At 45.2% G+C, this 14,138-nt stretch carries 15 protein-coding genes; 10 read left to right on the forward strand and 5 right to left on the reverse strand.

The genetic code is table 11. The features are described from left to right. Positions 1 to 223: 223 nt before the first annotated feature. From O3C58_13025 to O3C58_13055, 7 genes are all read left to right on the forward strand, one after another. On the forward strand, positions 224 to 1,180 hold the full coding sequence (locus O3C58_13025) for an ABC transporter ATP-binding protein (protein MDA0692775.1): 957 nt from the start codon (positions 224 to 226) through the stop codon (positions 1,178 to 1,180). Next, positions 1,177 to 1,944 (forward strand): ABC transporter permease subunit, encoded by a 768-nt coding sequence (locus O3C58_13030; protein MDA0692776.1) that lies wholly within the window; start codon positions 1,177 to 1,179, stop codon positions 1,942 to 1,944. The genes O3C58_13025 and O3C58_13030 overlap by 4 nt, the downstream gene beginning before the upstream one ends. A 4-nt stretch (positions 1,945 to 1,948) precedes the next feature. Beyond that, on the forward strand, positions 1,949 to 3,511 hold the full coding sequence (locus O3C58_13035) for a Gldg family protein (GenBank protein MDA0692777.1): 1,563 nt from the start codon (positions 1,949 to 1,951) through the stop codon (positions 3,509 to 3,511). Beyond that, positions 3,508 to 5,274 (forward strand): DUF4340 domain-containing protein, encoded by a 1,767-nt coding sequence (locus tag O3C58_13040; GenBank protein MDA0692778.1) that lies wholly within the window; start codon positions 3,508 to 3,510, stop codon positions 5,272 to 5,274. Before O3C58_13035 ends, O3C58_13040 begins: the two co-directional genes overlap by 4 nt. A gap of 254 nt (positions 5,275 to 5,528) precedes the next feature. Then, positions 5,529 to 5,894: a hypothetical protein gene (locus O3C58_13045; protein MDA0692779.1), complete on the forward strand. Its 366-nt coding sequence runs from the start codon at positions 5,529 to 5,531 to the stop codon at positions 5,892 to 5,894. A gap of 1,058 nt (positions 5,895 to 6,952) precedes the next feature. Then, positions 6,953 to 7,381, forward strand: coding sequence for a dUTP diphosphatase (gene dut / locus O3C58_13050; protein ID MDA0692780.1), 429 nt, complete (start codon positions 6,953 to 6,955; stop codon positions 7,379 to 7,381). Between the two features lie 175 nt (positions 7,382 to 7,556). Beyond that, the gene (locus O3C58_13055; GenBank protein ID MDA0692781.1) at positions 7,557 to 8,258 is read left to right on the forward strand and encodes a NifU family protein; all 702 of its coding nucleotides are present in this window, start codon (positions 7,557 to 7,559) and stop codon (positions 8,256 to 8,258) included. Positions 8,259 to 8,295: 37 nt separating this feature from the next. On the opposite strand, the gene O3C58_13060 is transcribed toward O3C58_13055, so the two are convergent. Next, entirely contained in the window at positions 8,296 to 8,874 is a 579-nt protein-coding gene (locus O3C58_13060; protein ID MDA0692782.1) for a TIGR00730 family Rossman fold protein, read from the reverse strand. A 206-nt stretch (positions 8,875 to 9,080) separates the two neighbouring features. On the opposite strand from O3C58_13060, the gene O3C58_13065 reads away from it, so the two are divergent. Continuing rightward, entirely contained in the window at positions 9,081 to 9,287 is a 207-nt protein-coding gene (locus tag O3C58_13065) for a hypothetical protein (GenBank protein ID MDA0692783.1), read from the forward strand. A 196-nt stretch (positions 9,288 to 9,483) separates the two neighbouring features. Further along, entirely contained in the window at positions 9,484 to 9,873 is a 390-nt protein-coding gene (locus tag O3C58_13070) for a hypothetical protein (protein MDA0692784.1), read from the forward strand. A gap of 80 nt (positions 9,874 to 9,953) precedes the next feature. Here the strand turns inward: O3C58_13070 and O3C58_13075 are convergent, their stop codons facing one another. After that, positions 9,954 to 11,096: a deoxyguanosinetriphosphate triphosphohydrolase gene (locus tag O3C58_13075; GenBank protein ID MDA0692785.1), complete on the reverse strand. Its 1,143-nt coding sequence runs from the start codon at positions 11,094 to 11,096 to the stop codon at positions 9,954 to 9,956. Between the two features lie 95 nt (positions 11,097 to 11,191). Between O3C58_13075 and O3C58_13080 the strand changes: the two genes are divergently transcribed. Beyond that, positions 11,192 to 11,491, forward strand: a complete 300-nt coding sequence (locus tag O3C58_13080; GenBank protein MDA0692786.1) for a hypothetical protein — start codon at positions 11,192 to 11,194, stop codon at positions 11,489 to 11,491. Here the strand turns inward: O3C58_13080 and O3C58_13085 are convergent. Genes O3C58_13085 through O3C58_13095 form a run of 3 tightly spaced genes read right to left on the reverse strand, consistent with a single transcriptional unit; the run spans position 11,454 to position 13,958 of the window. Continuing rightward, on the reverse strand, positions 11,454 to 12,842 hold the full coding sequence (locus O3C58_13085; protein MDA0692787.1) for an ATP-binding protein: 1,389 nt from the start codon (positions 12,840 to 12,842) through the stop codon (positions 11,454 to 11,456). The genes O3C58_13080 and O3C58_13085 overlap by 38 nt on opposite strands. 5 nt (positions 12,843 to 12,847) lie before the next feature. After that, a complete protein-coding gene (locus tag O3C58_13090; GenBank protein ID MDA0692788.1) occupies positions 12,848 to 13,696 on the reverse strand; it encodes an HDOD domain-containing protein in 849 nt (282 codons plus the stop codon). Next, positions 13,686 to 13,958, reverse strand: coding sequence for a hypothetical protein (locus tag O3C58_13095; protein ID MDA0692789.1), 273 nt, complete (start codon positions 13,956 to 13,958; stop codon positions 13,686 to 13,688). Before O3C58_13095 ends, O3C58_13090 begins: the two co-directional genes overlap by 11 nt. Positions 13,959 to 14,138 lie beyond the last annotated feature (180 nt).

Below are 14,138 nucleotides of genomic sequence, written 5' to 3' on the forward strand. Positions count from 1 at the left end.
CCTTGCAAAGGAGGGGAATGTGAAAGGAAACCCCGTAGCAGAGCTACGAGGAATTCTTTTGATTAAAAAAATTTAATTGAAGCAAAAATATTTACTGTGCTATTTTTTATGAAAAGTGTTTCCGCTTCAATATCACCAGCAAACTGATCTTCCTGTCGATTCATCAAATTCATGAAGGTTTTCCTCCATATACCGATTTATTTTCCGGAGTCGTTACGAGTCCATGATTGAAGTCGAAAATTTAACCAAGTTTTACGGTCCCCGGCCCGCAATCAAGGGCATCACCTTCAACGTCAACAAGGGGGAAGTGGTCGGGTTTCTCGGTCCCAACGGAGCGGGGAAATCCACCACCATGAATATTCTTTGCTGTATCATGCCAGCCTCCAGCGGGTCCGCAAGAATCTGCGGCCACGATGTCTTTGAAGAATCAATGGAGATCCGCAAAAAAATCGGCTACCTTCCGGAAACACCTCCCCTTTACCCGGACATGACCGTAACCAGCTATCTCCAGTTTGCGGCCAGGATCCGCCGGGTTCCATCCAAAAAAGTTTCAGCCGCCGTGGACCGGGTCCTGGAGAAATGCGTATTAAAAGATGTCCGGGATCGAATCATCAAACGCCTGTCCAAGGGGTTTCAGCAACGGGTGGGATTGGCCCAATCCATGATTCATGATCCGGAAATTCTCATTCTCGATGAACCCACCATCGGCCTCGACCCGATCCAGATCATTGAAATTCGAAAATTAATACAGGAACTGGCAAACTCACACACCATCATACTGAGTTCGCATATTCTTCCCGAAATCACTCAGATCTGCAAAAGGGTAATCATCCTCAATGAAGGGGAAATCGCTGCGGTAGACACCCTGGAAGGATTGACCTCATCTTTAAACAAGAGTGAACGCTTTATCTTGAAAGTGCGTAACAGCCAAAACGGAATTTCTGAGAAACTGGGCGCACTGGAAAACGTCATTTCCGTCAAAACAGAAAAGCAAGGCCAGTTTTTGGTTGAAAGCGAGATGGGCTCTCATCTTCAGGATCAGGTGGCGCGTCTGGCCCTTGAGAATTCCTGGGGAATCGAAGAGTTGAAAATCGTCTCAATGACCCTTGAGGATATTTTCCTGCGCCTGACCCTGGAAGAAAACCAACCCAATAAAGAGAAAAAGGGAGTCGATGTATGAGAAATGCCTGGGTAATCGCAAAAAGAGATATGGGTTCTTATTTTAACTCCCCGGTATTTTATGTGGTGACCACTGTATTCCTGGTGATCTACAGTTTTATATTTTCCCAAATCCTGACATTTTTCAGTTTTCAAAGTGTGCAGGCGGGTCAGTTTCGCGGCATGAACATCGGCCTGAACCTCAACGAAATGGTGATCGAACCGTCTTTCCACAACATGGCAGTGACCCTGCTATTGATCATTCCCATTTTGACCATGCGCAGTTTTGCCGATGAAAAGAAAAGCAAAACTTACACGCTTCTTCTGTCTTCACCCATCGACCTTAAAGAAATCATTTTCGGAAAATTTCTGGCCTGCATGACGGTGGTGACAGTCATGATCCTGCTGTCCTCCTATTCCATCGGGTTTTTGTTGCTATTAGGAGAACCGGAAATCGGCCCCATCGTTACAAGCTACCTGGGCACTCTGCTCATGGCGGGCTGTTATGTGGCCATGGGCGTGTTCGCGTCTTCGCTGACGGACAATCAGATCATCGCGGCGGTCATCGCCTTTGGCATGTCCCTGTTCATGTGGATCATCGGCTGGGCCTCGCAAGCGGCCAGCGCCGGATTGGGCGAGGTATTGCAGTTTCTTTCCCTGATCGATCACATGCAACGTTTTCTGAAAGGCATCGTCGATACCAGCGATGTGATTTACTATTTATCCTTCATCCTTCTCAATTTATTTTTGACGCACCGGGTGCTCGATTCACAAAGATGGAGATAAAAAAATGAAATTATGGAATGCCATTTCAGGATGGGTCGCCTTAATGCTAGGGCTTTCCTGCCTGTTTATTTATATCGTCGCTCCTCAACAGACTCTATGGATCGCTTCCGCTGGAGGCATCTCACTTGTCAATGCATTGGTCTATATAATTTCAGAGCGGGACGCCATCAAACGCGGGATCAAATCCCGGACAGCCCTCTATGGAATGAACACCGTCATACTCTTTTGTGTTTTTCTGGGAATTCTGGTTTTTGCCAATCTAATTTCCAACCGTCACAAACAGCGGTTTGATTTTACCTCCAGCGAAATATTTACCCTGGCCCCGCAAACCGAAAAGATCGTCTCGAATCTGCCCAGGGAAGTCACGATGACGGCGTTTTTCCAAGGCGAGTCGCCGATCAAAGCGGACTTTAAGAACCTGATGGACGGCTACCTCGGCCTGTCAAACAAAATCACGTTGTCTTTTGTGGACCCGGATAAAAACCCCGCCATCGTCAAACAATACGGCATCACGACTTACGGAACCGTGGTCCTGGAAAGCGGCAAGCAGGAAACCAAAGTTCAGAACCCGAAGGAAGAAAGTGTCACCAATGCCCTTTTAAAAGTGACCCGGGACGAAAAAAAGAAAATCTACTTTCTCGAAGGCCACGGAGAACGCGACCCTGACAACACTGAAGGCCAGGGATATTCTTCGACGAAACAAGCTCTCGAACGGGATGGGTTCACGGTGGAAAAACTTCTTCTTCTGCAAACCGCAAACGTTCCGAGCGATGCGGATGCGCTGGTGATCGCCGGGCCGGAAAAACCCCTGCTCCCTCAAGAGCAGAAAGCCCTGGAAGCATTTCTCCAGAAAGGCGGTTCCATTCTTCTGCTTCTCGACCCGCAAACGAAATCCGGCCTGGAAGATTTTTTAAACCACTGGGGCATTGGGTTGCGGGAAGACATTGTGATCGATCCCATGTCTAAACTTTTTGGTGGCGATTATGCGGCTCCCGTGGTCAGCCAGTATATGATCCACGACATCACTAAAAATTTCTCCCTGCCCACCATCTTTCCCGTCCTCCGGTCGGTGACCGCTAAGCAGACGGAAGGCATTGAAGTGGATGAATTGTTGCAAACAGGGGAAAACAGCTGGGCGGAAATCGACTTCGCCGGCAAAAAGGTCAAGTTTGATGAAGGCGTGGATCAAAAAGGCCCTATCACCATCGCGGTGATCGCATCGAAAAAAATTGTCTCGGAAAAAACACCGACTCCGAGTGAGGATGAAAACCAAAATAGTAAAAAACAATCTCCCAAAAAAGGTAACCTGATGGTTATCGGAGATTCCGATTTTGCCAACAACACCTATTTTAATTTTTCAGGAAACGGTGATTTTTTTCTCAACACCGCCTCCTGGCTGGCGGAAGAGGAAAACCTGATCGCCATCCGCCCGAAGGAAAGAAAAGACACCCCCATCCATTTGACCAGTGACTGGGGAAGCGCCATCTTTCTCTTGGGAACCATTATTTTCCCCGGCGTGATCGTTTTGGCCGGAATCCGCAATTGGTGGACGAGGCGGCGTCTATGAAATTTAAGGGAACGCTGTGGATGGCTGCCGCGTTTCTCGGCATCGTTCTTTATTACTACCTGGTTGACGTTCCAGCGGTGAAAAAACAAACTCAGGAAAAAGAACGCGCTGAAAAAATTCTGCTGTTTGAAACTGAGCAAGTGGAAGAATTTCGCCTGGTAAAAAAAGATCAGACCCTGTATCTCAAACGCACAAGCCCCGACACCTGGGAACTACTGGAGCCTGTCAGGGCAAAAGCCGACGGTCAAACAGTCAACTCCTTTTTATCCTTTCTGCAATCGGCCCGCTATTCCCGAACCGTGGAAGACTCCGCAAAGGATCTTGCCGTTTACGGGTTGCAAGCCCCTTCCCTGACCATCCGCCTGCGGCTAAAAGACCAGGGAGAACAGACTCTGCTCGTCGGCGATGACCACCCCATGACCCAGAACCTTTATGTCAAACAGGAGGAGCAAAATAAGGTCTTGCTGGCGACCGCCAAGAGACAGGATCTGGACAAATCCCTTTTCGATTTTAGAGACAAAAGCCTTCTGGGTTTCAAGGTGGAGGAGATCGCACAAATCAAATTTCAAAACGATGGGCAATCGTTTCGACTGACCAAACAAAATGAACAATGGGAAATTGCTAACGGCATCAAAGCTAAAGGCGATAGCGGTGACATCAAAAGTTTTCTCAGCAAGGTTCAAAAATTCCAAGTCAAGAGGTTTATAGACGAGAATCCGGAGTCCCTCACTCAATATGGCCTGGACGCTCCCTCCGCACAATTGACCCTTGAAACCTCGGGCGAGAACAAGACAGCCATGACTCTTTTGGTAGGAGGCAAACTGGATGATGATGAAGGGTTTTATGGCAAAGTCGAAGGCGCAAACAATGTCGTATTATTTGGCAATCAACTCGTCGATACGCTTTCCAAAAAACCGGTCGATTTCATAAGCAAGACCCTCCTTGAGTTTGAGGAAAAAAATGTGTCCCAAATTCAATTGCGAACTAAGGAGGATGAGATTGTTGTGGCCCGGAATGAGCAGGACGCATCACATTGGGCCATTAAAAAACCCATTGAATCCGATGCGGACTCAGCAACCCTCAACAGTCTGCTGTTCGACTTGAAAGGGGCTAGAATCACAGAATTTGTAAAGACCTCCCTAAAAAATCCTGAGCTTTTTGGACTGGACGAGCCAAAGCAAGTTTTTACCGTGAGCATGGGCAATGAAAAATTGTGGACTCTCGAACTGGGAAATAAATCCAGCGATGAAAAACATTTCTTTGCCCGCCGCACGGGAGACTCTACTGTTTTCACGATTGCTGCGGACACCATTGACAAACTGTTTCGTTCTCTTCACGATCTGAAAAATAAACAGCTTCTGAGCTTCAAGAAAGAGGAAGTCGAAAAGATTTCAATCGAATATCCCCGCCAGTCTTTTGAACTACAAAGGCAGGGAAAGACCTGGAACCTCACTCAACCGGAGACAATTAAAAACGTGAAGGAATTTATCGGCAACGATATTCTCTGGTCACTCAACAATCTGGAATACGAATCGGTCGTCAGCCCTCCTCTCGACGTAAAAGAATCCGGTCTGGACCAGCCCACGGTTTCAGTAACCATTCGGAAAGAAAAGGGTCAGCAAATCGGCCTGGTTATCGTTGGGAAAAAAGTTAAGGATAAGGCAGAGTACTATGCCAGGGTGGATGGAGTTTCTGACCTTTATACCATCAAGAGCCTGTTCCTCGAAAGCCTGCCAAAGGATTTGCAAAAATTCAACGATTAAAATACTATCGCTGAGTTGCTCCTTATCCCCGGCCATTGCCATTTCCCAACGAGATATTCCACGCTTTTCCGGGTATCCAGCTTCCGATTAATAAGTTCATTGACCTTCAATCCAGCCTCAATACTGCATTTGTAATAAAATGAAAGGATTTCTTTTAGCAAGCGACCTATATTTAAGAGCTAAGGACAACCCTAATCGTGGTGGGACAAATACTCTCTCTCAGATAGGAAAAATGTATATAAGGAGTCCAAATCATGAACAAACTTGAAGCTATTGAATCGTTAGTCTCAAAAATACCCTGCCCTGTATGTCTGAATTCAAGGTTTCAAGTCAACCTCAGCTGTGACTCGCCCCATTCACCTTGTGATTACCATGCAGTATGTGGACACTGTCATTACAAATTCGTAGTCACCGAAGATTATGATCAAAACCGGGATATTTTTCAGAGCGTTAAAGAACATATTGAAAAGAATGGCTGTCCAAAATGTGAAAGTAAAGACTTGGACATTGAATTTATGTGTGACCTGGGATCGCAGGATTGTTTTTTTCTGGTGAAATGTGGAAAAGGCGGTCATTACAGTAAAGTCGATCAAAAAGGCATTTTTTACCTGTTCCACTAATCCGCAAATCCGATTTCCTGGCCAGCCACGGGCAAATTTCCACAATGCCGGGAGAGGTCTTCCCGTGCGTCAATCCTTTTAAAGGTCGCTTCAGCGGCCACATATTAAGGTTATCAGAGGTATTGCCGTAGAGATATTTTGAAGGTAAAACTCTCAGATCCGATTAAATTCCAAATATTCGAGTTTATTTATATAATCCCCCATATGTAGGCAGTATTTATTTTTTTTACACATTATGTGGTGGCAAGGAGACGCCAAGTTATTACATGAAAAAAATTTACCCACCTATCTCATTGAAAGTTAATACGTTTTATTAGGCATGGGGGGGGGTAAATGTATTTTTATAGTTGACAGCCACTATATGTAGTGTTACGTTTCACAAGCTACACCAAATAAAGTGATTTTAAGCCGTCTACAGAGAATCTTTAAGAATTAAATTTTAAGGTTTATCGAACTGGAAGGCTTAAAAATATCCGAATACAGATAAAAATAATGAGTGAATAAGAACTTCCATCGGCGGGTTACTAGAAGAGAGATGTCCATATGTTAGTTAAGATTCATCCCAAAAATTTTGCAACCGATCGTGGTATTTTTGGAATGGTCCCCAGTCCCACCCCCCTTCCCAAAACCCCTAATGTTTTGAGCGCCAGCCGGGACCTCCGTTTTTCTTGGCAGAAGAAGCCCTTCCAAGTGGCGTATAGTAGTGGAACCTCTTTTTATACCCAGGGAATTTTGGACATAAATTCGTTTGGGGAAATAGTAACCCGCCTCCTTTCTTTGAATTTAACCGTCTCGCCCGGTCCAAATGTTTGATCCGCGTATAGGTGGCTTGTTGTCAAGGACAGGCATAGGGAGTCTTTTGGTTTTATAGTGAGTTGTTTTTTTGGATGGGCGGGGCGGTTTTCATTTTCTCTAAATAAATTTAAAACATTTCAATCGACAGGAACGGCAAAGAGATTTTTCCTGGCCTCCAAACCTTCTGAGTTTGAGGATTCGCTTGCCATTAACCACCGCTTGAACTATAGTAAACCTCTGAATAAAAGGAGTTGGACGCCTTCATGCTGGACTTTTCAAACCCCAAATGTGAAGTATCCGGTGAATATGTTCCTGTTTATTCGCATGCGGGAGATGCCGGAGCGGACCTCCGGTCCTCTGTAGAAGAAGCGATTCCGGCTCGGGGAAAAAAACTGGTTGCCACTGGCATCCGTTTAAAACTTCCTGCGGGCCATGTCGGGTTGATCTGGCCCCGGAGTGGACTGGCGGTCAAACATGCTCTCGACTGCGGAGCCGGGGTGATTGATTCCGGATACCGGGGAGAGGTCAAAGTGCTTCTATTCAACCATTCGGATGAAGACTATTGCATCAAAAAAGGTGACCGAATCGCGCAACTCATCATCCAGAAATATGAAAAAGTTGATTTTATCCCTGTAGAAAGTTTGGAAGAAACCACCCGTGGGAGCCAGGGGTTCGGTTCCACTGGAAAATGAAAACAGGGCTAAATAAATCAGAACAGATGCTTTTCCCCCTAGTTTGAGTAAAAAGGGTTTACAATGCCTAGCAACACTTTTGAAAATTTCATGAATCGTTGGTTCCATGCGATGAATCCTAATGACACCTTGCTAAAAATCAATAACGGACTTTGTTTGTGCCGGGGAGATACTGATGGGCTCGTTTAGAGGCTGGTTACAGAAAATGTTTGGCATTCCCGCAGGGGAAACGAAGGAACCCTCTACCGCTCCTGCCATGGGAGAAGCTGAACCCGCCAAGGAAAAACATTTTCATGTCGTCCGTGTGCAACCCACGCCGAATCCAGACGCCTTTCAATTCATAATGAACGGCCCGGTCATTGCTGAAGCAACCAAAACTTTCAATTCAGCCGAGGAAGCCAAAGGCGATCCGCTGGGCGAGGCCCTGTTCGGAATTTTTGGAGTTGAAAACGTATTTCTAAAAGAAAATTATGTGACCGTCACGAAATCCAAAGTGGTCGGCTGGCATACGGTCATGGAAATCGTTGGCGAAACCATCGAAAACCATCTGCATTTTTACGAAGCTGTAAAGGTGACTGAAGAAATCAAACCCGCAATCGACCCCGTTCTCGAAGGTTTCAAAAAAGATGAATTCAGTACTTATTCCGAAAAGCAAAAGACGGAAGTGATTGAAGCTCTTCTGGATGTCGCGATCCGCCCCGCCCTGTCCAACGATGGCGGCGGACTGGATATTCTTGGAATCGAAGGCACCGTTATAAAAATTCATTACCAGGGGGCCTGTGGGAGCTGCCCCAGCTCCACAACCGGAACCTTGAGTTACATCGAAAATTTTCTGAAAGAAGCGGTCCACCCGGATCTTACCGTCCAGGCCAATTGACACCGGCTTGTCCCGATCCCTCTTCCTTAATAAATCCTCACAACCACTTGCTGGGAATCTCCGGCGGATGGTAATCCAGAATATACTGCAATGCGGCTTCCGGATCGGGCTCCACCGCAAACAAGTCTATCGTCTCTTGCTTGGCAAATTTAAGATCGACCATTTCCTGTAAGTTTTCAATCAACCCATCATAAAAATTACAGGTGTTGATGAACACCAGCGGCTTGTTGGTTAATTTGAGTTGTTTCATGGACAGAATTTCCATTGCCTCTTCCAAAGTACCGATTCCGCCGGGAAGGGTGATAAACGCATCCGACTTTTGATCCATGACCGCCTTTCTCTCCCGCATGTCTTTGGTCACGATCAATTCATCTGCTTCCCCATATTCAATTTCCTTGATCTTAAAAAATTCCGGCAACACCCCCGTAACTTTTCCTCCGGATTCATGAACGCCTCGGGCAACACAACCCATTAATCCAATTGAAGCGCCCCCATAAATAAGATTCAAACCCAGACGACCCAATCGGCGCCCCAGGTCGGTCGCTGTGGCCTTGTAGACTTCATCTACAGACTCACTGGAAGAACAAAATACACAAACCGAACGAATCATATTCATACGCTTTCAAAAAACGGGTTCCAAAATTTTAAATCCAGACATTGTACCCTAAAGAACCCCTTATTAATCAATGTAATGAATATCACAAAAGTTTGTGATTGGTTTCCTTCACGCACAAATAAAACATAGTTACCTTAGGTATAGAAATTACGTTGCTTCACTCACGACTCATAGTAATTACAACCATTCATTCGCGGAGGTGCAACATGATACATGAAGTAAGAGTTCTTAATCCCAAGGGAAAAATAAAAAAGCTGATTTCGAGTCAGGAATTGCGGCAGGAACACTGGAGAAAGTTCAACGACCTGAGCCATGAAATTACCATTGGAAAGTTTTCCAGAGGCCGGGTACCTCGATTCGTCAAACAAACTCTGGCAAACGAATTCCGCGATCACGAAGAAGAATACCAATAACCAATAAATACTTTGGCAAATCATGAAAAAAAATCAGGTATCTTTTTACAAACCTCTCCATGCGCTCACATCTAAAATCTTATTAGAAAAACGGCTCTTATGAAAAATTTTCCGCGAATCATTTGGTTTCATCTTAAAATATCCTTCAGGTAAAACCGAAATATTCAATGGAAATGAAATAGTGAGATCGACTCCTATGACTAAAGAGCAATTCGATCAATTCAGAAATAAGATTCTGGCGCTGTCCGGCGACACGGAGGTATTTTGGGAGGAATTTAAAACCTTGCAAACCACCAAAGAAAAAGCCATCCACCTGCTGCGAGAAAAAAATTATCAGTTGGAGGTGAGGAATGAAGAACTTCAAAAAGCAAAAAATGAAGTAAAAAATTTTAAATCCCACCTCCAGGAAGCCTTAAAAAAAATAAAGCAACTCGAAAGGGAAAAACCTCAGACCATCCCCTCTCAACTAAATATAAAAGAGGAACCAACCGATATCGTTGATCTAAGAAAAATCGCTAACGATTTCGACGTAAGACTGGCACAAAGGAAAGAGGAAAAAACATTGCATTATTTGCAGGAATGGTGACCTGGAATAGTCTGGAATTTCGTGAGCCTCCGCCGCCCCCCTCACAAAGAAGAATAGTTGCAGACAATTCCAGAAAGATTCTAATCCCGTTCATCCGGAGTGAACAGATTTTTGTATTCGCTGATGGCATAGCGGTCGGTCATTCCAGAAACATAGTCGCAGATTTTTCTTTCCAGAGACTCAGTTTGCTTTTCAGAAGATTCCGGTAACAACACGGGCAATTTTTTGTAGGCCTTGAAAATCTCCGTTAGATAAAGTTCAGCTTTAAACTCCATCCGCATGACCCTTCGATGCGTGTACATATTCTTGAAAAGAAATTTTTTCAACTCCTTGTTCTTCTCATCCATCTCCGGCCCGAAACCCGCCACCCGCTGCGGTGCCGAACGAATATCGTCGGGGCTTCGCATATTTAATCGCGTCAAGTTTTGAATCGTATGTTCCCTGAAGTCCGTGATCAGGTCGTTGATAATTCTACGAACGATCTGATATTTTTTGAGCTTAAAGTCCAGATTCGAATATTTCTCATCCAGCAGTTTCTCGTTTTCTCTCCATAAGGCCACCTCCCGGAGTTTGTCAATATCCAATAGATTGGAAGTGATTCCGTCGTCCAGGTCATGGGCGTTGTAGGCGATTCCATCTGCGCAGTCCGCCACCTGCGCTTCCAAAGAAGGGTATCGGAATCCTGCATTCCTGGAAATGGGGTTCTCCGTATCCTTCGTGTGTTTGCTGATCCCTTCCAAAACTTCCCAGGTCAGATTGAGACCTTTAAATTCTGGATACTTTTTTTCAAGCAGTTTCACAATCCTGAGACTCTGCTTGTTGTGCTCAAAGCCTCCATGCTCTTTCATCAGCTCATTGAGAACACTTTGCCCGTTATGGCCAAAAGGAGGGTGCCCTAAATCATGTGAAAGGGCAATGGCTTCCGCCAGATCCTCATTTAATTGCATGGATTTGCAAATGGAGCGTGTGATTTGCGCCACTTCCAGCGAATGCGTCAACCGGGTGCGATAATAGTCCCCTTCGTGATATACGAAGACCTGGGTTTTGTATTCCAGCCGACGAAACGCAGACGAATGAATGACCCGGTCCCGATCCCGCTGAAAACGGGTCCGGTAAAGGTGCTCCTCTTCCGGGTACTGACGTCCCTGGCTTTCACCGCTTTTGATGGCATAGGGAGCCAGCCCTTGCTTTTCGATCTGTTCAATGTCCTGGCGTTTGATCAATCTTTCAAGTCCTTTAGAAAAGTTCTCTTCATCTGATAAAAAATGCCCCCCTTGCGTGCCGGCGGAATCCCCCAGGGCAAGAGTTTGTCTAATGAATGGATTTTATCAAATTCAAGGGCAGTTATCAGATTTCTTTGAAATCTGTTGAGATAAAGGAGAATCTGGTAATAGAGGAACCTGAAGGGGGGAGTTTAAAAAAGAGTTCTTTTTTGTCCAGAGCCTGTCGTCTAACCATCGCCTTCGTCATTGCTGTAGACGATCATCATCAAGGTTTTTTATTCGGCGCGAAGCGGGATTCAGTCAGCCATAAACGCATCGCATGTAAATACTGGGTCCAGCGGCACGCTGGGATGAAGGTCAGCCAACTTCCCTCCGTTCCACTGCTGGCTGTTTGATAGGGAGGGTTACAGTGAATTTACAACCTTCATTGAGTTTGCTTTCAACATGGATAGACCCGCCATGACGTTTAACGATCTTTTGACAAATGGCCAACCCCATGCCCGAACCTTCGTAATCGCTTCTTCCATGCAGGCGTTCGAAGGGTTTAAAAATCCGCTGGACATATTTTTCATCGAATCCTACGCCATTATCCTTAACAAGGATTTCACAAACGCTCGCCCCATTCATGTGGCCACGGATCACTATCTCTGGAGGAATATCTTTTTTGTGAAATTTCAAGGCATTGCCGATCAGGTTTTGAAATAATTGCCGCATCTGAATCCCGTCAGCTTCGATGATCGGGAGCGCTTCCATATGGACCTTTGCTTTTGACCGGGTGATCCGGCTTTCCAGATCAGACAATACATCCCTGATAATTTTTTCCAAATTTGTCTCTTTGAAAGGCTCCTCTTTGGTGCCGACTCTGGAATATAGGAGCAGCTCATCAATTAACGTCTGCATTCTGGAAGCGGCATTTCCCATACGCACCAAAAAATCCAGAGCTTTTTCGTTCATTGCCTCTGAAAATTGATCTTTCAATCGATCTCCAAACATAACCACCTTACGCAAAGGTTCCTGCAGATCATGCGAGGCGATGGAGGCAAAATCCTGTAAATCCTGATTGCTGCGTTTGAGTTCTTCCTCAATTTTTGTCCGTTCTGCAATTTCATTTTTCAATTGCCGGGCTTGATTTTCCAAAGTCTGCGTCCGTTCCTTGACAGTTTTTTCCAGGTTCAAGTTTTGGTTTTGGACGTGTTTGAAAAGCGAACCATTCTCAATCGCATAAGCCGTATTGGAAAGAATAATAGAAATTAAATTGAGTTGCTCTACAGGAACCTTGTGAACATCTCCTTCAAATCTTCCCACAAACATCCCTGCCACCCGCGATTTGGTGGCCACCCTATGAAGGATCAATTCACTGTCTGAATTCTGATCTGGCACCACTAAAGGACGACTTTGTCTCAGCGCCCAGGCAAAGTTCCCCTGTTCAATCTGATAAAGCACTTCCTTTTCTACGAACCCCCGGTCCGACTCGGGGTAACAATCCTCCAGCAAAAACTGGTTGTTCGGTTCTTCCACCAGATAAAAGGCCAGGGTGCGAAACTTCATGAACTGTTGCAAATGCTTCCGGGCATTCGCGAAAAGAAATTTAGGATCCCGATACAACTTGACATCTTTATCCATGTCCCACAAAGAGGCCAACCTCTCCAATGCAATGAAATACCAGCTATTGGTTTTTTCGAGGTAATCCACCCGGGATTTAATTTTCTCCATAGAATCCACGCCCATGTCTTCAAATTTATCCATGCTTGTTATTCCGGCAAAAAAATCTCGATGGTTTCATCATATTGATTTTGGATCTGTTGCCATAATAAGGGAAGAGAATCAACCTGCATCCCGATTTTCTCCCAGATTTCCGGTGCTAAAGGAGGAATCAAAACGTCTCCCGTGGAACCCAATTCCATACTTTTTGTGATCAAATCCGCCAGATTCAAAATTGCCACTTCTTTGAAATACTCAGTGGCTTCCAGAGGACTGTGGTGATTTTTGACAACATCTCCCAAATTCGGAGGAAGCCTCCATTCAGCCAATAAGGCCGCTCCAATTTGCCCATGATCAAACCCTAAAACCTCCCGCTCCACCTGGTAAGCAATTTTGCTTTCCGCGTGACACCGTTCCATGATTTTTCTGGCTTTCTCAGGATGATTTTCAAAAAGGATCAAACGGCCCACGTCATGTAGTATTCCAGTCAGGTAATACCGCTCGGGGTTGGCTTCACTACAATTTAAGGCAATGACCCAGGCCGCAACACCACACCCAACGCTATGTTTCCAAAAGGATTCCATGTTGATGAATTCCTCGGGAAAATCTCCAAAAGCTGTCAAAACCATCGTTGCCAACGCCAGGTCACGCAATTGGGCGGTCCCCACGATGGAAATTGCATGGGAAATCGTGTCTATTTCTGAGGGAAAATTATAAAAGGAGCTGTTTACAATTTTTAACAACCGGAGGGAGAGCGAAGTATCGTTGCTGATAATTTTTGCGACATCTCCGAAAGAACTTTCAGGGTCGTTGATTACATCGTTGATTTTGAAATAAATCTGGGGAAGTGACGATAACCGCACGGACCCTTTTATATAATCCTGTGGATTACTGAACATCAAATCTTCCATTCCCCGGAATTTTCTGCAATCGGTTCAAGCAAAACAAGCGCATTAACTCGGCCACGGCAGGATGATCCTGATTGGAATGCCGGAACAGAGACTTGGCTTCCTTTTTGGCCTTCGCAAGTTTTAGAGGATCTATATTTTCAGGCTCCAGTGTAGATCCAAGGTCATCACCTTGTATATTCGCTCCTGGAATTCCCCAGGCTTTGAGGTTTAAAATGTGTTCCTCCGTCAGTTGGGTTCTTTCAGGAAACAATTTTCAACCGGCATGATTTTTAACCCCTTCGGCAAGCACCATCCCCGGTTTTAGTAAATGAATTTTGATTATTGCCATATAATTAATAAAAAAATTTGAATTGATTCTATTCAGGGCACCTCTAAAAATTGACTAAATGCTCCTAATCGTCAATTTAAGGAGATGGTTTTGTTTTAGTGG

It is taken from the genome of Nitrospinota bacterium (genome assembly GCA_027619975.1).
Classification (GTDB): domain Bacteria; phylum Nitrospinota; class Nitrospinia; order Nitrospinales; family VA-1; genus JADFGI01.

Excerpts from the sequence above, each read along its gene's own strand:
- O3C58_13025 (MDA0692775.1), top strand. The coding sequence starts at position 224 with ATGATTGAAGTCGAAAATTTAACCAAGTTTTACGGTCCCCGGCCCGCA.
- O3C58_13030 (MDA0692776.1), top strand. The coding sequence starts at position 1,177 with ATGAGAAATGCCTGGGTAATCGCAAAAAGAGATATGGGTTCTTATTTT.
- O3C58_13035 (MDA0692777.1), top strand. The coding sequence starts at position 1,949 with ATGAAATTATGGAATGCCATTTCAGGATGGGTCGCCTTAATGCTAGGG.
- O3C58_13040 (MDA0692778.1), top strand. The coding sequence starts at position 3,508 with ATGAAATTTAAGGGAACGCTGTGGATGGCTGCCGCGTTTCTCGGCATC.
- O3C58_13045 (MDA0692779.1), top strand. The coding sequence starts at position 5,529 with ATGAACAAACTTGAAGCTATTGAATCGTTAGTCTCAAAAATACCCTGC.
- dut (MDA0692780.1), top strand. The coding sequence starts at position 6,953 with ATGCTGGACTTTTCAAACCCCAAATGTGAAGTATCCGGTGAATATGTT.
- O3C58_13055 (MDA0692781.1), top strand. The coding sequence starts at position 7,557 with ATGGGCTCGTTTAGAGGCTGGTTACAGAAAATGTTTGGCATTCCCGCA.
- O3C58_13060 (MDA0692782.1), bottom strand. The coding sequence starts at position 8,874 with ATGAATATGATTCGTTCGGTTTGTGTATTTTGTTCTTCCAGTGAGTCT.
- O3C58_13065 (MDA0692783.1), top strand. The coding sequence starts at position 9,081 with ATGATACATGAAGTAAGAGTTCTTAATCCCAAGGGAAAAATAAAAAAG.
- O3C58_13070 (MDA0692784.1), top strand. The coding sequence starts at position 9,484 with ATGACTAAAGAGCAATTCGATCAATTCAGAAATAAGATTCTGGCGCTG.
- O3C58_13080 (MDA0692786.1), top strand. The coding sequence starts at position 11,192 with ATGGATTTTATCAAATTCAAGGGCAGTTATCAGATTTCTTTGAAATCT.
- O3C58_13085 (MDA0692787.1), bottom strand. The coding sequence starts at position 12,842 with ATGGATAAATTTGAAGACATGGGCGTGGATTCTATGGAGAAAATTAAA.
- O3C58_13090 (MDA0692788.1), bottom strand. The coding sequence starts at position 13,696 with ATGTTCAGTAATCCACAGGATTATATAAAAGGGTCCGTGCGGTTATCG.